18 protein-coding genes, 1 pseudogene, 1 riboswitch and 1 other annotated feature are annotated in these 18261 nt (G+C 40.0%); of the genes and pseudogenes, 12 read left to right on the top strand and 7 right to left on the bottom strand.

Annotation, left to right across the window (positions count from 1 at the left end):
• Nucleotides 1-28: 28 nt before the first annotated feature.
• The 10 genes and pseudogenes from larC (at nucleotide 29) to K0R93_RS07770 (ending at nucleotide 10841) form a co-directional block, all read left to right on the top strand.
• Nucleotides 29-1236, top strand: a pseudogene (larC, locus tag K0R93_RS07725) (nickel pincer cofactor biosynthesis protein LarC).
• 69 nt (nucleotides 1237-1305) lie between these two features.
• Nucleotides 1306-1407, top strand: a riboswitch (purine riboswitch).
• Nucleotides 1408-1530: 123 nt separating this feature from the next.
• A complete protein-coding gene (guaB, locus tag K0R93_RS07730) occupies nucleotides 1531-2991 on the top strand; it encodes an IMP dehydrogenase (RefSeq protein ID WP_300299663.1) in 1461 nt (486 codons plus the stop codon).
• A gap of 120 nt (nucleotides 2992-3111) precedes the next feature.
• Entirely contained in the window at nucleotides 3112-4647 is a 1536-nt protein-coding gene (gene guaA, locus K0R93_RS07735; protein WP_300299665.1) for a glutamine-hydrolyzing GMP synthase, read from the top strand.
• A gap of 337 nt (nucleotides 4648-4984) precedes the next feature.
• Complete coding sequence (locus tag K0R93_RS07740; protein WP_300299667.1) at nucleotides 4985-5329, top strand: transposase; 345 nt, start codon at nucleotides 4985-4987, stop codon at nucleotides 5327-5329.
• 39 nt (nucleotides 5330-5368) lie between these two features.
• Nucleotides 5369-5986: an HAD family hydrolase gene (locus K0R93_RS07745; protein ID WP_300299669.1), complete on the top strand. Its 618-nt coding sequence runs from the start codon at nucleotides 5369-5371 to the stop codon at nucleotides 5984-5986.
• A 13-nt stretch (nucleotides 5987-5999) separates the two neighbouring features.
• On the top strand, nucleotides 6000-6935 hold the full coding sequence (locus tag K0R93_RS07750; RefSeq protein WP_300299671.1) for a helix-turn-helix transcriptional regulator: 936 nt from the start codon (nucleotides 6000-6002) through the stop codon (nucleotides 6933-6935).
• An 82-nt stretch (nucleotides 6936-7017) separates the two neighbouring features.
• The gene (locus tag K0R93_RS07755; RefSeq protein WP_300299673.1) at nucleotides 7018-7950 is read left to right on the top strand and encodes a hypothetical protein; all 933 of its coding nucleotides are present in this window, start codon (nucleotides 7018-7020) and stop codon (nucleotides 7948-7950) included.
• A gap of 176 nt (nucleotides 7951-8126) precedes the next feature.
• On the top strand, nucleotides 8127-8711 hold the full coding sequence (locus tag K0R93_RS07760) for a LysM peptidoglycan-binding domain-containing protein (protein ID WP_300299675.1): 585 nt from the start codon (nucleotides 8127-8129) through the stop codon (nucleotides 8709-8711).
• Nucleotides 8712-8805: 94 nt separating this feature from the next.
• On the top strand, nucleotides 8806-9030 hold the full coding sequence (locus K0R93_RS07765) for a hypothetical protein (RefSeq protein ID WP_300299677.1): 225 nt from the start codon (nucleotides 8806-8808) through the stop codon (nucleotides 9028-9030).
• Between the two features lie 197 nt (nucleotides 9031-9227).
• Nucleotides 9228-10841 (top strand): putative manganese-dependent inorganic diphosphatase, encoded by a 1614-nt coding sequence (locus K0R93_RS07770; protein ID WP_300299679.1) that lies wholly within the window; start codon nucleotides 9228-9230, stop codon nucleotides 10839-10841.
• 48 nt (nucleotides 10842-10889) lie between these two features.
• On the opposite strand, the gene K0R93_RS07775 is transcribed toward K0R93_RS07770, so the two are convergent.
• Nucleotides 10890-11411 carry a tryptophan transporter gene (locus K0R93_RS07775; protein WP_300299681.1) on the bottom strand — a complete coding sequence of 174 codons (522 nt, stop codon included), beginning with the start codon at nucleotides 11409-11411 and terminating at the stop codon, nucleotides 10890-10892.
• A 318-nt stretch (nucleotides 11412-11729) separates the two neighbouring features.
• Nucleotides 11730-11981 (bottom strand) — a binding site (T-box leader).
• 225 nt (nucleotides 11982-12206) lie between these two features.
• Here K0R93_RS07775 and K0R93_RS07780 point away from each other — a divergent pair.
• Complete coding sequence (locus K0R93_RS07780; RefSeq protein ID WP_300299683.1) at nucleotides 12207-12860, top strand: class II aldolase/adducin family protein; 654 nt, start codon at nucleotides 12207-12209, stop codon at nucleotides 12858-12860.
• Between the two features lie 26 nt (nucleotides 12861-12886).
• Here the strand turns inward: K0R93_RS07780 and K0R93_RS07785 are convergent, their stop codons facing one another.
• From K0R93_RS07785 to K0R93_RS07800, 4 genes are all read right to left on the bottom strand, one after another.
• On the bottom strand, nucleotides 12887-13279 hold the full coding sequence (locus tag K0R93_RS07785) for a GerW family sporulation protein (protein WP_300299685.1): 393 nt from the start codon (nucleotides 13277-13279) through the stop codon (nucleotides 12887-12889).
• A 132-nt stretch (nucleotides 13280-13411) separates the two neighbouring features.
• Nucleotides 13412-14101 (bottom strand): DUF2953 domain-containing protein, encoded by a 690-nt coding sequence (locus tag K0R93_RS07790; protein ID WP_300299686.1) that lies wholly within the window; start codon nucleotides 14099-14101, stop codon nucleotides 13412-13414.
• Nucleotides 14098-14544, bottom strand: coding sequence for an anti-sigma factor family protein (locus tag K0R93_RS07795; RefSeq protein WP_300299688.1), 447 nt, complete (start codon nucleotides 14542-14544; stop codon nucleotides 14098-14100). The genes K0R93_RS07790 and K0R93_RS07795 overlap by 4 nt, the downstream gene beginning before the upstream one ends.
• A gap of 1 nt (nucleotide 14545) precedes the next feature.
• The gene (locus K0R93_RS07800; RefSeq protein ID WP_300299690.1) at nucleotides 14546-15109 is read right to left on the bottom strand and encodes an RNA polymerase sigma factor; all 564 of its coding nucleotides are present in this window, start codon (nucleotides 15107-15109) and stop codon (nucleotides 14546-14548) included.
• 273 nt (nucleotides 15110-15382) lie between these two features.
• On the opposite strand from K0R93_RS07800, the gene K0R93_RS07805 reads away from it, so the two are divergent.
• Entirely contained in the window at nucleotides 15383-15949 is a 567-nt protein-coding gene (locus K0R93_RS07805; protein ID WP_300299692.1) for a DNA-3-methyladenine glycosylase I, read from the top strand.
• A gap of 52 nt (nucleotides 15950-16001) precedes the next feature.
• Here the strand turns inward: K0R93_RS07805 and K0R93_RS07810 are convergent, their stop codons facing one another.
• On the bottom strand, nucleotides 16002-17108 hold the full coding sequence (locus tag K0R93_RS07810) for an AI-2E family transporter (RefSeq protein WP_300299694.1): 1107 nt from the start codon (nucleotides 17106-17108) through the stop codon (nucleotides 16002-16004).
• 121 nt (nucleotides 17109-17229) lie between these two features.
• Nucleotides 17230-18111, bottom strand: coding sequence for a LysR family transcriptional regulator (locus tag K0R93_RS07815; protein WP_300299696.1), 882 nt, complete (start codon nucleotides 18109-18111; stop codon nucleotides 17230-17232).
• Nucleotides 18112-18261 lie beyond the last annotated feature (150 nt).

Here is an 18261-nt window from a genome sequence, read left to right on the forward strand (position 1 = left end):
TACATATGAAAAATTGGAGGAATTTGGAATGAAGAAAATTTTGTTCTTTGATTGTTTTTCAGGTATTAGCGGCGATATGACCATCGGTGCCCTATTGGACCTAGGTGTGGATCAGGCCCAGTTTATGAATGAAATCGAGAAGCTTCATGTTCATGGGTATGAGCTGGAAATTGAGAAGTCCATTAAAAAAGGAATTACAGGTACAAGATTTCATGTGCACCTGACGGATCACCATCATGATCATGATGATGATCATCATCACCACCATCATGATCACCGTAATCTGTTTGATGTGGAGAAGATTATTGATGACAGCAGCCTAAAGGACAATGTAAAGGTGATGAGTAAGAATATTTTTCGATTGGTGGCGGAGGCAGAAGCCAAAATCCATGGTAAACCCTTGGATCAAGTACATTTCCATGAGGTAGGTGCCATTGATTCTATCATTGATATTGTGGGTGCTGCCATATGTATGGATCTTTTGGGTGTCGACGAGGTATATGCATCACCGCTCCATGTGGGAACTGGTTTTGTCCATTGTGCCCATGGGGTGTTTCCTGTGCCAGCCCCAGCTACCCTAGAGATATTGAAGGGCGTTCCTATTTACAACAGGGGTATTGAAACAGAGCTGGTTACACCTACAGGTGCTGCCATCATAAAGGCGTTGAGCGAAGGCTTCGGCGATGTACCTGCAATGGAACTAAACCGCATCGGGTATGGATTAGGGAAAAAGGATTTGGCGATTCCCAATGTGCTTCGGATATATTTAGGGGAAAAAAAAACGAGAAAAATAGGCTAATCATGTTGGAATGCAACATCGATGATATGAACCCTGAAATCTATGGCTATGTGATGGAAAAAGCTTTAGAAGCTGGAGCCCTGGATGTTTTTATGGTGCCCATCATCATGAAGAAGAATCGGCCAGGTATTATATTGTCAATCCTGTGTGAGTTAGAAAAGAAGGAAGACATGGAAAAACTAATATTCTTGGAAACTACGACCTTAGGCATCAGAAACTATGAAGTGGATCGAAGTGCTTTGGAAAGAAAGGTGCTGCGTGTACGTACAAAGTATGGGGTTGTAAGCATGAAGATTGGCTTTATGGGGGGAAAAATCCTTAAGTATGCCCCCGAGTTTAATGACTGCAAGGAAATTGCAGAAAGCTTTTGCATACCCTTAAAAAAGGTGTACGAGGATGTTCAGTTTGCTATGAAAAAATACGTTGAGAGTATGTAGAATATTGCGACTATATAAAATCCCTTGAATCTGTATTGACAAGGGATTTTATATTTGATAAGTTATATAAAAATATAAAGAATCAACCCTCATATATGTTTGGGAATATGGCCCGAATGTCTCTACCAGACGACCGTGAATTGTCTGACTATGAGTGGAATTGACGTGGATTTTCTATTGTTTTTGCCATCCATGTAATAATTTCACTCAAATTATTACATGGATTTTTTCTTTTTAAAAGGGAAATTATATATTCAGTATGAACAGCGGACCAACGAAGAAAGGATGGATCGAATGGAAGGTAAATTAGTAAAAGAAGGCTTAACCTTTGACGATGTTTTATTGATTCCTCAAAAGTCCAGTGTATTGCCTAGGGACGTGGATGTAAAGACGAAATTGACAAAGAAGATTAAATTAAATATTCCTATCATGAGCGCGGGTATGGATACTGTTACAGAAGCAAGGCTTGCCATTGCCATGGCGAGAGAAGGCGGCATAGGAATTATCCATAAAAACATGCCAATTGAAAGACAGGCTTTAGAGGTAGACAAGGTAAAACGAAGTGAACACGGCGTAATTGTAGATCCCTTCTATTTATCAGCAGACCATGTGATCGCTGATGCGTTGGAGTTAATGGAGCGGTATCGCATATCTGGGGTACCAATTACAGACGAGGCTGGCAAGCTGGTAGGTATTTTGACCAATAGAGATATTCGCTTTGAAGGAGATATGAACAAGAAGATTGGAGATGCCATGACCAAGGAAAACTTGGTAACTGCCAGAGAAGGAATCTCCATGCTGGAAGCAGAGAAAATCCTAAAGAGCAGAAAAATAGAGAAGCTACCTATCGTAGATGAACAAGGTTATTTAAAAGGCCTTATCACCATCAAGGACATTGAAAAAGCCATTCAGTATCCTAATTCTGCCAAGGATGAAAGAGGCAGACTCTTGGCAGGGGCTGCTATAGGTGCCACGGGAGATATGTTAGAGCGGGCAGAGGCATTGGTAAAAGCAGGCGTTGATGTGGTTGTTATCGATACTGCCCATGGCCATTCCCAGGGTGTATTGGATGCAGTAAAGAAGATCAAAGCTGTATATCCTGATTTACAAGTTATTGCAGGAAATGTGGCCACGGCAGAAGCCACAGAGGACTTGATCAAGGCAGGGGCAGATGCGGTAAAAGTAGGTATCGGACCGGGATCTATTTGCACCACAAGGGTGGTAGCGGGAATTGGGGTACCACAGATGACAGCAGTCTATGATTGTGCAGAAGCAGCGAAAAAATATGATGTTCCTATCATTGCAGATGGTGGCATCAAATACTCTGGAGATATTCCAAAGGCCATTGGTGCCGGGGCTGATGTATGTATGATCGGATCGTTGTTCGCTGGAACGGAAGAAAGCCCTGGAGAAATGGTGATTTATAAAGGCAGAAGCTTCAAGGTATATAGAGGAATGGGTTCCTTAGGGGCCATGGCCTGCGGCAGCAAGGACAGATACTTCCAAGAAAATGAAAAGAAATTTGTACCTGAAGGGGTCGAAGGAAAAGTACCCTATAGAGGGGCATTGAAAGAGATTATCTATCAGCTTATCGGTGGATTGAAATCTGGTATGGGCTACTGTGGTACGGCAACGATTAAAGACTTAAAGGAAAACAGCAAATTCATCAAGATTACAGCAGCAGGCTTAAGAGAAAGCCATCCCCATGACATCAGCATCACCAAGGAAGCACCGAACTATAGCGTGAGCGAGTAGTTAAAAAACGGTACGCGGTGAGCGGTGCCCCGGATAGAACGATAAACTGAAGATAATGATATAGGCCGTGAAACCGGTAACCGGATACCGTGAACCGAGCCTTATACAAGGAGGAAAAACATGCATCCACAAGAGTTGATTTTAATTATAGATTTTGGCGGGCAGTATAATCAGTTAATTGCAAGACGTGTAAGGGAACAGAATGTTTACTGTGAGGTGGTTCCTTATCACACATCGATAGATAAGATTAAGGCTAGGCATCCAAAGGGAATAATTTTTACGGGGGGGCCTGCCAGTGTATATGCGGAAAATGCACCTACCTGTGATCAAGAAATCTTTCAGTTGGGCATTCCGATTTTAGGTATCTGCTATGGCGGTCAGCTGATGGCTCAAATGTTTGGCGGCAAAGTAAACAGAGCGGCCTCTAGGGAATATGGCCGTGTGGAATTAAGCATCATGGACCGTGAGGGAATTTTTCATGAGGTGCAGAATAACTCCAAATGCTGGATGAGCCATACGGACTTCATCGAGTCGGCACCAGAAGGCTTCCAGATCACAGCTACGACAGACAACTGCCCTGTGGCAGCCATGAAGAATAGTGAAAAGAAATTATATGCAGTGCAGTTCCATCCAGAGGTAGAGCATAGTGAAAAGGGTAGAGAAATGATTCGCAACTTCCTTTATGAGGTATGTGAGTGCTCTGGGGATTGGAACATGCATGATTTTGCAGAGAAAACCATCCAAGAGATCAAAGAACAGGTTGGCGATAAGAAGGTGCTTTGTGCCCTTTCCGGCGGGGTAGATTCTTCTGTAGCCGCAGTCCTTGTGCATCGGGCCATTGGAGATCAACTTACCTGTATTTTTGTGGATCATGGCCTTTTAAGAAAGAATGAAGGGGATCAAGTGGAAGAGACCTTCAAAAACCAATTTAACATGAATTTGATCCGTGTCAACGTGGCAGACCGATTCTTGGGCAAACTAAAGGGTGTTTCAGATCCTGAAACCAAGAGAAAGATTATCGGAGAAGAATTTATCAGGGTGTTCGAGGAAGAGTCTAACCGCCTAGGAAAAATGGATTATCTTGTACAAGGAACTGTATATCCTGATGTCATCGAAAGTGGTACCGATACAGCGGCAGTCATCAAGAGCCATCACAATGTAGGCGGTCTTCCAGAGGATATGGACTTCTCATTAATAGAACCACTACGACAGCTGTTTAAGGATGAAGTTAGAAAAGTAGGGGAAGAATTAGGCATACCTGAGGAAATCGTATGGAGACAACCTTTCCCAGGACCAGGACTGGCCATCCGTGTATTAGGAGAGATCACAGAGGATAAGCTTCATATTGTGAGAGAATCCGATGCCATTTTAAGAGATGAAATCAGAAAAGCAGGATTGCATAGAGACATTTGGCAGTACTTCACGGCTCTGCCAAACATCCGCAGCGTTGGGGTTATGGGTGATGAAAGAACCTACAGCCATACGGTGGCAGTCCGTGCCGTTACCAGCACCGATGGCATGACATCCGACTGGGCAAGAATCCCCTATGAGGTGCTAGAGAAGATATCCAATCGTATCGTTAATGAAGTGGATAACGTAAACAGAATCGTATATGATATCACAAGTAAGCCTCCTTCAACCATAGAGTGGGAGTAGTACCCAATGAACCAAGGGATAGCGAAGGTGAATTGTAGGTACTACCCCTGTCAGGGTTGGCGAGGCTTGTAGTGACCAGGGAGAGTAACAAGCCCGCAACCTACGGCGGGAGTAGTACCCAGTGAAACAAGCGATAGTTACTAGTCCGCAACCTACGGCAGGAGTAGGATAGAGGCGTTTGAGATACTGATTTTTAGAGGTAATAACTAGCAGGTGAGTTAGATTTCCTTTGTATAAAGGCTGTCTAAATCACCTGTTTTAATTTTTTGGAGGAGAAAAGCGGTAAATATAGAAATAGTTATTGTTAGAAAGAATATTTATATCTAGAGGTGTTATTATGAACAATTTACCTCAGAGAAAGCATCAACGACTAAAAGATTATGATTATTCTCAGGTGGGATACTACTTTGTGACTATTTGTACGCAAAATAGGGTGCATTTATTTGGACAAATTGTAGGGGCGATTCGTGAATCGCCCCTACCTAAGAGGTCGTCATTATCAAAATTGATTGGATATTTAAAGATGAATACAGCAAAGGAAATTCATATTAGTAGTAAAGATATAAGTGTATGGCAACGGGGGTATCATGATCATATCATTAGGAGTGAAAAAGAATACCAAGAAATCAGTAACTATATAGAAACAAACTGCTTAAAATGGGAATTGGATAAGTATTATTAAGACAAAGTAATAGCACAGGAAAATTAGGAGGGTTTTGATATGGACAGTATTATTTTCGATTTAGATGGAACGCTGTGGGATTCTACAGATGTGGTATTGATGGCTTGGAATGATGTAGTAAAGAGACATCAACAGATAGCAAAACCCCTAACAAAAGATGATATAAAGGGCATCATGGGACTTCAAGTCAAAGAAATTGGCAAAAAGCTGTTTCCTGGATTAGGAGAGGATATGCAGCTAAAAATTCTCAATGAATGCTGTGAGATAGAATGCGGCTACATAGAGAAGCAAGGGGGTCTATTGTATGATCACTTAGAAGAAGTGCTCCGTGCTCTTTCTCAGAGGTATAAGTTGTTTATCGTCAGCAATTGTCAGTGTGGTTACATAGAAGCTTTCTTAAAGTATCATAAACTAGAGGGCTATTTTGCTGATTTTGAAAATCCGGGAAGAACGTGCCTATCCAAAGGGGAGAATATAAGATTGATTATGGAGAGGAATAATCTACAAGGTTCTGTGTATGTAGGAGATACGGCAGGGGATCAAAAAGCTGCAAAACAGGCAGGTATTCCCTTTATTTATGCTAGGTATGGGTTTGGCAAAGTAACCGAATTTGACTATGTCATCGACAGTCTGGATAATCTCTTGAAATTATTTTAAGGAATGGGTTGACATGAAAAAGGCAGAACGACTCAACGGAATCATATATGCTCTTAAAGAAAAGGGCAAGCTTAATTGTAAGGAGCTATCTGAATTATTTGAAGTAAGTGAGCGAACCATATATCGAGACATGGATGCCCTAAGTCAATTGAAAGTTCCTCTGTTTTCCTATGAAGGGAAAAAAGGAGGATATGAAATTGATGAAAGTTACTTTATTCCCAGCATCCAGTTGACAGAACAAGAAGTCATTATGTTATTAATGGTGCTAAATATGGGTCAAGCCATAAAGATTCCCAACTTGGGCAGCGAATATCAGTTGCTTCGGGCTAAAATCATCAATGTGCTGACTGAGCGTGATCGGAAAAAAGTCAATCAGCTATTGAAGCATGTATCATTTTATGTGGATAGATTGTTACCGAAGGACTATTCGGAGAAGGTACTGCCAACAATTTTAGAAAGCTTTATGGAAGGGAGAAACATCTCTATTACTTATTATGTACCAGCTAATGGGCGCATGACAGAGAGAAAGGTATCTCCTACAGAATTGTTTTATAGCGATGGTGGCTGGTATGTCTCAGGGTTTTGTCATAAGAGATTGGAGAAGAGAACCTTTCGTCTAGATCGGATTGACAAGATAGAGCTTATGGATGAGATCAATGCTTACCTGGGAAAATCAATCCATAGTACCTATGACAAATTTGTACTTAAGGAATATCATTTTGAAATCAGTAAACCCTTGTATCGATTGATTCGAGAAAACTTTTATATGGAAAATTGTACAGTGCTGGCAGATGGCGAAAGAATGGAGATTTACGTCCTATCAAAGTATGAGGAGGAGATGACAAATCTTGTTTTGAGCAATCCCCATGATATTAAACTCCTAGGCCCAGCATCCTATATAGAATATATAAGAACATTAATTCATGAACTATATAACAAATATATTTAAAATATTTTCAAGAAACTCTGACAGGTTTATGTCAGAGTTTCTTCGTTATAATACATGTAGATAATAGAAAAGGGGTGGGAATATGATATATACAGTGAATGGGCCAATTCTTAAGGAGCAAATGAAGCCCACATTATGCCATGAACACTTTAAATGGGAAAATGAAGAGAACTACGCCAATCAACTGTACTTTGACAGAGAATACGATGATGAAAAAATTGAGGAGGCTTACCAAAAACTACTGCCTGTACTACAAAAGCTATATACAGCTGGATGCAGGTCCATTGTGGAGGCTTCACCACCACTAGGGGGTCAAAATATAAAGCTGCTGAGAAAGCTCTCCATGGCCTCAGGGATCAATATTATTCCATGTACTGGCCATAGCCTGCCCAACTATGTCCATAGGATTCATCGTGAAAGATATGCCGAGCAGTTGTCGGATCGATGGATAAAAGATTTTCAACATGGGCTGGATACCATAGATGGAGTTACCATTAAACCAGGACATATTAAGCTGCTCCTTATGAGGGGAGAACTGTCTGAGGTTGACAGAGAATTACTTCGGGCTGCCATCATGACAAATAAGCAGGTAGGAATACCAATTCATTGTCATATACTCGAAGCAGCATTGGCGGATGAAGTGATGGATTTATTGGAAGCGGAGAAGGCGAACTTCGATAAGTTTTTATGGTCCCATACCCTTCGGGATAAAAATTATGATACGATCCATCGAGCGCTGGATCTTGGTATATGGCTAGGATTGGATTTGATCAAGGCAAATGAATATGGAGAGAATTTGGGTTTCATCAAAGAGGCCATCGTTGATGGTTTTGAAAATCAGATCCTACTCTCCCAGGACTATGATTTTTATGACGAGGTCGCAGCCCACGGGGAGCATCACCCCTGCGCAGCTTTCTTCACAGATTTCATTCCCTACTGTATAGCCCATGGTATTTCACCGGATACACTGGATGACATTATATCGAAGAACCCTGGCGAGTTTTATAATTTCTAAGGAATTGGAGAGATCACCGAATATAGCCTATTAACATTTCACGAAAAAAATCTTAAGCAGGTTCAATAGCTAGGGACTATATAAGGGAGCTTTTAACATACAAATTGGATACTAAACATCATTTTCAAATCATATGATTAGTAGAAGGAATTCGTGAATATAAGGAGTTGAAAAGGATGGTTATGTTTCCAAGAAAACCTACAAATTGTCCGCCGGATGCTGGGAGATATACGGTTAGACCCGGTGATGTGATGTATCGAATTGCCAGAAATTATCAAATGGATTTGAATCAACTGCTTGAAGCCAATCCCCATATATCTCATCCCGGTCTGATTGTACCCGGGGATGTGTTATGTATTCCTAAGATTAAGCTTTCGCCCTACTGTACGATTTTACAACCTGTGGAAGAAGAATATTCCACAGCGAGTGGGACGGTAATGGTGAGCAAAACCCCAAATTATGAGAAATCTGTAAGTATCATCGCCGTTTTGCCTGGACTGGAGACCCTAAACGATAACTATAAACAATATGAAGCCTATCTTATTTATACGACGCCAACGGATAATCGTGCCCTGAACAAACCCCTTCATAAAGTCCCAGAGACACCAAATACATGGGCGGCTACCATTGACTTAACACCTGAAGACATAAAAGAAATACCCAGAAATGTTAAGATCGTGATCAGTGCTACCAGGACGGAATATCCGGAACCACCACCTGGAGATTTAATCATTCTGGAGGGGAACATCAGCCGATTCTAATGTGAATATGTCCTGAAAAAATATTCTATCAGCTTGTCACACTTCTATTATTCCTATCATAGCTTGTATTGAAAAGGAAAGGAGTGTGACATGTATGGGAAGAAAATGTCCAAAAACCCCTACTGCAGTAAGTCCTATGAAAGCTCCTATGAAAGCCCCTATGGAGCGAGTGCCTGTATTTTATCCAGAGCCACCCCATTACAATCCAACGGGAAATGAATATGATTATGTACCGAGGAAATATAGTGTAGACCAGTATATGAAAACATCGCCTGCAAAGGCTGATAAACATGGATGCGCAGCTTCAAAGAAGCGCTAATCTACAGTTTGTTTTTCAATACTAGTCAGGGCAAAGTTTCCAAAAAGTCCAGAGCAGTACGCTCTGGACTTTTTGGATGTAGATAGAGCTCAAGCAGAAATACTAGAAAGGACGCAAAATAATTGAGTGATAATTTACGCAAATCGATCGAACTCTGCTATAATAATAGATTAAGAAAACAATAAAGGAGAATCATCATGCCTACATTGATATTTGGACATAAGAATCCCGATACAGATTCCGTTACCTCGGCTATTGCTTTTTCCTACTTGAAAAATAAGCTGGGAAATCATACCCTTCCCTGTATCTTAGGAAATTTGAATAAAGAATCAAGCTTTGTGCTGGATTATTTTGGTGTTTCAGTACCAGTGCTGCTAAAAAACGTAAAGATTCAGCTAAGAGATTTGGATTATGATAAGGTTGAAGGAATTTCTCCTAAGGCTTCCATTCTCCATGCTTATAAATTGATGGAAGAAAATAATTTGAAAACCCTTCCCATCGTGGATGAGGAAGGAAGACTGGCAGGAATCGTGACCATGAAAGATATTGCCATGGGCTTGATTAAAGGAGATTTCTATCAATTGGAGAGTTCTCTTGAAAATATAGCCAAGGATTTAAAGGGTGAAATCTTAGTAGACGGTGCTAAGGAAATACAAGGACGCATTAAGGTGATGGCTTTTTACCATGAAAGCATCCGAGGAACCTTGAATCAAGAGGATATCATTATCGTAGGAGACCGATATGGGATTATTGAAAATGCCATCGAATCAAGGGTGAAGCTAATCATTGTCACTGGGGGAAAAGCCCTGCCAAATCAATACATCCATACAGCCAAGGAGAAAGGTGTAAGTATTATCGAAGTATCCATGGATACCTTTACTACTTCAAAGCTGATCAATCAGTGTAATTATATTGCTTCTATCATGAAGATTCAGGGGATCATCCAATTTAATGAAGATGAATATCTAGAAGAGGTAAAGGATGAGTTAATCAATACGGCATTTAGAAATTTTCCAGTCATTGACCATGAACAGAGATTCCTAGGGTTCATCGGCAGAAGACATATCATCAACCCAAAGAAGAAAAAGGTAATTTTAGTGGATCATAATGAATATGCCCAGAGTGCCGAAGGTTTGTCGGAGGCAGATATTTTAGAAATTGTTGATCACCATAAAATAGGCGATATTTCTACTTCTATGCCAATCAGTTTTAGAAATATGCCTGTAGGAAGTACCTGTACCATTGTGTATCATTTGTTCCAGGAAAGCAGGGAAGAGATTCCAAAGGAAATTGCCGGGCTGCTTCTGTCGGGCATCATTTCAGATACCCTGTTGTTAAAATCTCCTACGACCACCGATTGGGATAAAACTGCTGTAGAAGAATTAAACAAGCTGCTGGAGTTGGATTTAGAAACCTATTCCATGGAGATGTTCAAGGCAGGGACTTCCTTAGAGGGGTATAGCATTGAAGAGGTATTCTATAAGGATTTTAAAGAGTTTCAGCTGGAAGGGGTTAAAGTGGGTATCGGACAAGTATTTACCCTGGATATTGAGGATGTATTCAATCGAAAAGAACAATTTATTGATTTTATTGGCAGGGTGCATCACCATAACAATTATTATCTGACCCTTTTGGTGATCACAGATATTCTGAATAATGGCTCCTATCTGCTCTATCAATGTATGAACCTAAGCCTATTGGTTGTGGCTTTTGATGTTGAACCTGTGCAGGGTATTTTTGTACCAGATACAGTTTCCCGTAAAAAACAGATTCTTCCCAAGCTTTCAGACGCATTAAAGATGCTGAAATAAATGAATCCCTGTGAACTTATAAGATCACAGGGATTTATTACCTTTATATTATTGCTGTACATATTTTGCGCCGGTAACTTTCATGGCAAGCTTAACGGCTTGATAAATCATGGCAGTCAAAAATATATTGGTCACTGAGGTAGGCAGTACAATACCGAAGAATAATACGCTAAAAGGTGCTGGAAGTCCTGAAATATAAAGGGCTGAGGTTAAGAATACTGTACCGCTGACAACAGTACCTAGAAAAGAAATGGCACCCCTTACAATTTCTTGCTTTGGTAATTTTTCTGTAGCTTTGATCAATAAGAAGACGATACCACAGGTGATGAGTTTATCAATCAAGTTTGGAATTTGACCGCCAGGGAATGTGGTGGTCATAGCTGTAATGATACCGCCTAAAAGGGCAGTAACCATTGCATTTTTAAAATCTTTATTGATATATAAGGACACAAAGATGACAGATAACATGATATCAAATTTCATACTACCGATGGTGCCAGGAACGATTTGGTGTAGGATATAACCGATGGCAATAAGCAATGCTGACAATATATTTTTTCTTAAATTCATGAGAATCTCTCCTTTTAATTTCAATTTTATTTTTTTCATAGATAAATAACCAATGGGATTCCTCTGATGTTCATGGCATGCTTACCACCTCCTATAATATGTATTATCAAGATAGCTACCTTGGCATTAGGCATATGACTATCTAGAGCTTTATCACATCCAGGTTAGCAGTTAGCGGTTAGCAGGTAAGAAAACTTTGCGGCTAACATGCTAACGGCTAACCATAGGACAAAATCATCTAAATGCTAGATATAAATTTTGGAAGGCTATTTTCAACAACCAAGGATGCAAATAAAAAAAGCCCATCATCCCTGTAAAAACAGGGACGAAAGGCTTGCTTCCGCGGTACCACCCAAATTAGATAGATTGATTCCATCTCGCTTTTCCAGATACGGAGTGTATAAAAACTCGATATCCTGTTTCTATAACGGGAAACCCCCGGCGGCAGCTACTCTACGTTCACCTTGCATCTCCTAGGTCCATTCAACAAAGATCTAAATATCGGCTTCCACCAAACCCGACTCGCTGTAAGTAGATATTTTGTCTACTACTCCTACTCAAAGAATTTGTTTTTTAGATTATACTAATAATAATACAAAAGTAGATCTAAGTCAATAGTTAGAATATTTAAAAATTAAAATAACATGGTGAGGAACTAAACTTGTCATTCAGCGTGCAGTGAAGGATACGATACATTGACATCTTTATATTCATAAAATACAATGGGGTAGAAATGATTTTGTTTGGAAAAGATAATAATGAGTTTTAAAAGAATGGATAAAGCGAGGACTGGTTATGGATATAGAAAAGGAACTGATAAAAACTGGTATCTGTATGGTGAAAAGCGGTTTGGTCAAGGGAACCTGGGGGAACGTTAGTATTCGTCATGGAGAAAACATGTGGATTACTCCGTCTGGAATTGCCTATGAAGATTTAATACCGGAAGATATCGCTGTGGTGGAGGTCGCTACGGGAAAGCAATTGGATGGAAGGCAGAAGCCCTCTAGCGAGATGCCCTTACATTTGATTATTTATCAGAATCTTGAAGAAATCCACAGCGTTGTACATACCCATAGTATATATGCCAGCGCCTTTGCAGCCATGCAGGAAGAAATCCCCTGCTATACCGAGGATCATGCCCAAATCATTGGAGGCAGTATTCCCGTTGCCAAGTACGCCTTTCCAGGTACTGCCGCATTGGGAGAAAATGTGTTGAGGGTATTTAGACGGGATCGTTATGCAGGGCTTATGGCAAAGCATGGTCTGGTGGCCATCGGCAGATCCCTAAGGGAGGCTTGGACAGCCGCAGAAATTGCTGAAAAGTCTGCCCAGGTTGCTTCTGTTATCCGTGGGACAGGAAAAAACCCTAAGCCCATTGATGAAGAAGAAATTGCCCAGATGAGAAAAAATTATTTGGAGAGCTATAGTAAAGAGATCATTAAATATTAGTAAAGAAGAATAGGGAGCCCAGCTCCCTATTCTTCTTTACAACAACTTTCTTCAGAACAACAGCCAGATTCTTTATGATGCATTTGTACCTTGTTGACGATATCAGGTACCATATCAATCAATTTTTCCAATCCGCCCTGGGCTTTTATGGGAAGGACTTCAACTTTATCTCCTTTGATGACAATCACGGCCGTAGGAGAAGCTTTTGCGCCAATACCTCCGCCGCCGCCGAAGCCCTTAGCGCCTTTATCATCGGTGCCATCTCCGCCACCGGAACCTAGACCAAAGGAAAGATTTACGATGGGGATCAAAGTGGTTTCACCAATTTGAATAGTTTCACCTACGATGGTTTTTGACTTTAGAAGATTCTCCAGTTTTTCAAATAAAATACTTACATTTTCATCAAAATTAAATGACATATGCTTTTTCCTCCTTTTTATTTTATATAGGAAATTGATTTTTGATTTCCTAGATACGGGGTGTGCAGAGGGGATTCCCCTTTGCCGTATTCAGGAAGGTGCTCAGGCTGTCTCGCAGCCGTCGAAGGAAACCTAGGGTTTCCTAGCGAAAACAAATTGCCGATAGGCAACTTTGTTCTTTATAAATTGTATGATAATATTTCTACTTGGGTTGGATAACAACAGCTTTATTACCAGTAAAATCAATACACCAATGATAATTCTACCTTGAACAGCAAAATTTCCCTCTAGCTTTTCCTCGTGAAAGATGGGCACAATCTGAATATCAAAATTCTTTAGCAAGGGATAGAGTATATTTAATCCACCCCAAAATACTCCTGTATGGTAGGGGTCATCAAAGCCTATACTTCCATGGAGTAGGAAGGCTTGTGGCTTCATGTGCTTCAAAACGTCGGCCACGAATCGGCATAGGACCTCAAATAGCCTCTTGTTTAGAAATAAACTGGCATCAAATCTTCTAGCCTTTTTTTTCTCTTGTTTTATGGATGGATCTTTCTTTTTTTTCAGCTTTTGTTTTTCTTGTCTGGGAGTTTGTGGCGATAGATGAAAACCAAAAAGCTGTAGAGAAAAAGAAACTCTTTGACGAGATTCCATGGAAATAAGTCCTTTGAAACCGCCAAAAATCCAGATGATTTTTCCTTCAAGAAAGTAGGCTTCGTGTTTGTCACCTGAAAAAGCATATTCAAACGGAATCAGACACACTGTCAGCATAAGGATCAATAAGAAAATCAATAGAGTCGAGAGAATACTTATCAATATCATGGTCGATCCCTCAACATGAGCAGCCGTTTTCTTCCTTTGAGGATAGTGTCCATCGTCCTGTATAAAGCCGATGGCGTTTTCTTAATACCTTTTTCCAAAATGTTTCTACCTGGCTTTATGCCAGGAACCATTTCCAAGAAGGTGCCTGCATTCTCCAGTATGTTCCGCTGTAGACCAGTAAATTCCTTTATACCAAAAGTTCTATTGTCATGGGCATCTTGAAGCTGATTTAAGGCCTTATTTCGAAGGAGAGAAATTTCCGATGGCAGTTCAACCGTCTGTAAAGATTCAAATTCCCACAACAAGAGCTTTAATTCAGTCAGCTCTCTTCTGCATGAAACACAGTGTTTCAAATGCTCTTCGAGAATGATCCTTTCTAACGGATCGATGGTTCCATCAAGATATTCATGAAGTAAGAATTCATCAAATTTACATTGTCCCATATCACACCTCCCAAACCCCTGCGTCTTTTAGTTTATCCTTTAAAAGCTTACGTCCGCGGAATAAATAAGTTTTAACAGTACCGATGGGTAAATTCATAATTTCACCGATCTGCTGGTAACTCATCTCTTCCACATGACGGAGAATTATGGCTGTTTTCATATCCTCAGGAAGCTCCTGGATTCCTTTGACCACCGATTGCTTTGTATCGAGATAAGCAATTTCCGCTTCTACATTGGAAGTGGAGGCGATGAGGTCAATCGGAGAGGAACCTTCATCATTGATGAATTGGGTGCTTATCTTTTGCTTTCGAAGATTATTTAGGCAAACATTTACTGTGATGGTTTTCAACCAGGGTAGAAGAGGCCGATTGCCATCGAAATGTTGAATACCCTTGTAGATCCTTATGTATACCTCTTGAAGAAGGTCTAAGGAGTCTTCCTTAGAATGGGTGTAGTAATAGCAGAGGCGATAAATATATTTTTCATATTTTTGGAAAAGTAGGTCATAGCCTTCGCGTTTATTGTTTTTACAGAGATTTATTAAGTTTTCATCTGTGAACAGCAAAAGGCATCCCCCCATTCCTCAAAAGCATTTCATTATTAAATACACATTTTTTTAAAAAAAGTTTCAGGAAAATAGAAATATTTTTTGTTGTTTTGGTATTTCCATTCAGCGGTCGGGGGAACCCCGACCCTAACAATGGGTACAATCTTTTGTAGGGTCAGGGTCATCCTGCCTATCTAACTAAGGATAAAGGCAAGAAGGATTGAGGAAAAGAAGGGAAATGCATGTTAAAATAGAATATTTTATAAGGCTTGAAAGGGAGGCTGGGAACAAATGAAAAAAAGATGTGATTGGGCAGGACACGAACAGGTCTACATAGATTATCATGATCAGGAGTGGGGTGTACCCATCCATGATGATGTAAGACTTTTTGAGTTTCTAATTCTGGAGGGTGCCCAGGCTGGACTGAGTTGGATTACTATTTTGAAAAAGCGAGAAAATTATAGGAAGGCCTTTGATGGTTTTGATCCTAAAAAGGTTGCCCAGTATGATGAGAAGAAATTCGAAGCACTGATGGCCAATGAAGGGATCGTACGAAATCGATTAAAAATCCAAGCAGCCATACAAAATGCAAAGGCGTTTCTGGTGGTGCAGCAAGAGTTTGGAAGCTTTGATACGTATATTTGGGGGTTTGTAGATGGAAAACCTCAAAAAAATGCTTGGAAAAGCTTGAAAGAGGTACCCGCTGCAACATCAGTCTCTGATGCTATGAGCAAGGATTTGAAGAAAAGGGGCTTTAAGTTTGTAGGCTCCACCATATGCTATGCATTCATGCAAGCGATCGGTATGGTAAATGACCACATCATCGATTGTTTCCGATACCATGAAATTGAAATGTAGATGGAGAAGGGGAATATATAGAAAGAAGGCTTCGAAATACGAAGCCTTCTTTCTATATATCCAATTCTTTTCTTTTTAAGCGCTGATCCACTTGATGCTCTAAGAGATTTCTGATTACGGCTAAAATTGGAACCGCCAAGAACATGCCCAATACCCCAAAGGCACCACCGCCCACGATGATCGCTAGGATAATCCAGAATGGGGATAACCCCACTTTATCTCCCAAAATTTTAGGGCCAAGCCAAAGACCGTCAAACTGCTGAAGAATAAAAATAAATAGGACTACCCATAGGGCTTTGATCGGGCTGACAAATAGGGTGATAATCCCAGCGGGAATCATACCGATCATAGGTCCGAAATAAGGGATCATGTTCGTAATACCAACAATTACACTGAGGAGCATAGGATAACGTACGTCCAATATAATTAGACCAATGAAGCACAATATGCCAATGATCAAGGAATCGATAAATTTACCTACAATGTATTGAGAAAAAATCATGTCAACTTCGTTTCCAAAAGCCATTATATTCTCCGCTTTTTCCTTTGTCATAAAAGCATAGATAAATCGCTTAATGTTCTGGATAAAAATTTCTTTGTCCTTCAATAAATAAATAGAGATGATGAGTCCAATGATTAAACTGAAAAGACCCGATGTAAAGCCAAGGATACTGGACAATGCACTGGTTAACAATAAATCGATATAGTCCCGAATATCTTGAATCAATGCATCGGCGTTTTGCTCGATGATGGATGCAATCCCATAGGTATCAAAGACCTTAAACTCATTGATCCACTTTTCAATTTGTGTTTCAGTTTGGGTGATATATCGAGGCGTTTCAGCCAAGAGTTCACTGATACTTCGGATAACCCTTGGTGAAATGATGGTAATACCAAGGATGGTGATACTTAGAAAAAACACATAAATGATCAAGATGCTCCAAATTCTTTTGGCACCGAGACGCTGTTCGAAATAAATCATCATAGGGTTGAGCAAATAGGCGATGGCAAAAGCCCAAAGCAATGGACTAATGATAGAAACAAAGAGATCAATGCCATTCCATATGATATCTGGGTGGTTTACCAGCCTCAAGAGGATAAAGGCGATAAGGAGTATCGGTATAAAACGAAAATAAGGGATTCTTCTAAATTGAGGCAAAGTCATTCCTCCTTGGCAAATGAATAGATGTAAAATATTTTAAAATAGAAATGAATCATTCAAAATTATATACTGTTTTGTCGATTTTTACAATGTCCATCCTGTTAAGTTTGTTGAAAAATTAAAATAATTCTAGAAATTTCTGAACTGATAATGGTACAGGCATTTGTCGATTGGTGATGATGACTGCCTGGCGTGTAGGAATATGGTCTAACAGCTCGATGATGAAAAGATCATCTTGCCTCAAGGCATCCTTGATCGTATCCTCCATAACATAGGAAATGCCAAGGCCGATTTTGGTTAATTCTATGAGTAGATCAATACTGTCTAACTCAATTTCAGGTATCAGGGTGACTTTATGTTTTTCCAATAAGTTATCGAAAAATCTTCGTGTTGTAGAATTTTTTTCTAAAAGCAGAAAAGGATAATTGGCCAAAGCTTCAAGGGATATCTTTTTCCCTTTTAATGCGTTAAATGCTTTGCCTGCAATGAATGCGTCCTGAATAGACTTAAAAGGGCGTATTTCAAAAGGACCATCTATTTCATGATTTAACATGTTGACCACACTGATATCTACAACCCCGCTCTTTAAGAGTTCCATGCAGACCGGCGAAGGGCGATTGGTAATGTGAATCTTGATATGAGGATATTGTTGATGAAATTCCTTTAGGTAGGGAAGGAGATAATATTTACAAATGGTATCACTGGCAGCTATTTTTACTTCGCCATATTGTAGATCCTGGATGGATTGTATGGTTCGCTCGCCTGCCTTGATGGCATAGTAGGCTTGTTCAATATGCTTAAAAAGGGCTTCACCCCCAGGGGTGAACTTTATTTTTTTTGTATGCCGCACAAAAAGCTGGGTATTAAGCTTTGTTTCCAACTGTTTGATCGACTGACTCACAGCAGATTGGCTGATATAGAGATGGTCTGCCGCTTGAGAAAAATTTTGATATTTCCCTGCATAATAAAATACCTTATACAACTCAAAATTAATATCCATATATAAGCACTCCTAATAAATAATATAATTATCATTAATTTCTCTTATTTATTTTATTATGCTACAATCAAGTTGTAAAGATGTAAGGGATAATTCTTTCGCTGCTGGCTGCTCGCTACTGGCCACTCGCTTTTAAAAGGCGAATAGCGA

The organism is Anaerosolibacter sp., assembly GCF_029240175.1.
Lineage (GTDB): Bacteria > Bacillota > Clostridia > Peptostreptococcales > Thermotaleaceae > Anaerosolibacter.

What these genes read in the sequence shown, in the direction of transcription:
- guaB (WP_300299663.1), top strand. Translation starts at nt 1,531, where the DNA reads ATGGAAGGTAAATTAGTAAAAGAAGGCTTAACCTTTGACGATGTTTTA.
- guaA (WP_300299665.1), top strand. Translation starts at nt 3,112, where the DNA reads ATGCATCCACAAGAGTTGATTTTAATTATAGATTTTGGCGGGCAGTAT.
- K0R93_RS07740 (WP_300299667.1), top strand. Translation starts at nt 4,985, where the DNA reads ATGAACAATTTACCTCAGAGAAAGCATCAACGACTAAAAGATTATGAT.
- K0R93_RS07745 (WP_300299669.1), top strand. Translation starts at nt 5,369, where the DNA reads ATGGACAGTATTATTTTCGATTTAGATGGAACGCTGTGGGATTCTACA.
- K0R93_RS07750 (WP_300299671.1), top strand. Translation starts at nt 6,000, where the DNA reads ATGAAAAAGGCAGAACGACTCAACGGAATCATATATGCTCTTAAAGAA.
- K0R93_RS07755 (WP_300299673.1), top strand. Translation starts at nt 7,018, where the DNA reads ATGATATATACAGTGAATGGGCCAATTCTTAAGGAGCAAATGAAGCCC.
- K0R93_RS07760 (WP_300299675.1), top strand. Translation starts at nt 8,127, where the DNA reads ATGGTTATGTTTCCAAGAAAACCTACAAATTGTCCGCCGGATGCTGGG.
- K0R93_RS07765 (WP_300299677.1), top strand. Translation starts at nt 8,806, where the DNA reads ATGGGAAGAAAATGTCCAAAAACCCCTACTGCAGTAAGTCCTATGAAA.
- K0R93_RS07770 (WP_300299679.1), top strand. Translation starts at nt 9,228, where the DNA reads ATGCCTACATTGATATTTGGACATAAGAATCCCGATACAGATTCCGTT.
- K0R93_RS07775 (WP_300299681.1), bottom strand. Translation starts at nt 11,411, where the DNA reads ATGAATTTAAGAAAAAATATATTGTCAGCATTGCTTATTGCCATCGGT.
- K0R93_RS07780 (WP_300299683.1), top strand. Translation starts at nt 12,207, where the DNA reads ATGGATATAGAAAAGGAACTGATAAAAACTGGTATCTGTATGGTGAAA.
- K0R93_RS07785 (WP_300299685.1), bottom strand. Translation starts at nt 13,279, where the DNA reads ATGTCATTTAATTTTGATGAAAATGTAAGTATTTTATTTGAAAAACTG.
- K0R93_RS07790 (WP_300299686.1), bottom strand. Translation starts at nt 14,101, where the DNA reads ATGATATTGATAAGTATTCTCTCGACTCTATTGATTTTCTTATTGATC.
- K0R93_RS07795 (WP_300299688.1), bottom strand. Translation starts at nt 14,544, where the DNA reads ATGGGACAATGTAAATTTGATGAATTCTTACTTCATGAATATCTTGAT.
- K0R93_RS07805 (WP_300299692.1), top strand. Translation starts at nt 15,383, where the DNA reads ATGAAAAAAAGATGTGATTGGGCAGGACACGAACAGGTCTACATAGAT.
- K0R93_RS07815 (WP_300299696.1), bottom strand. Translation starts at nt 18,111, where the DNA reads ATGGATATTAATTTTGAGTTGTATAAGGTATTTTATTATGCAGGGAAA.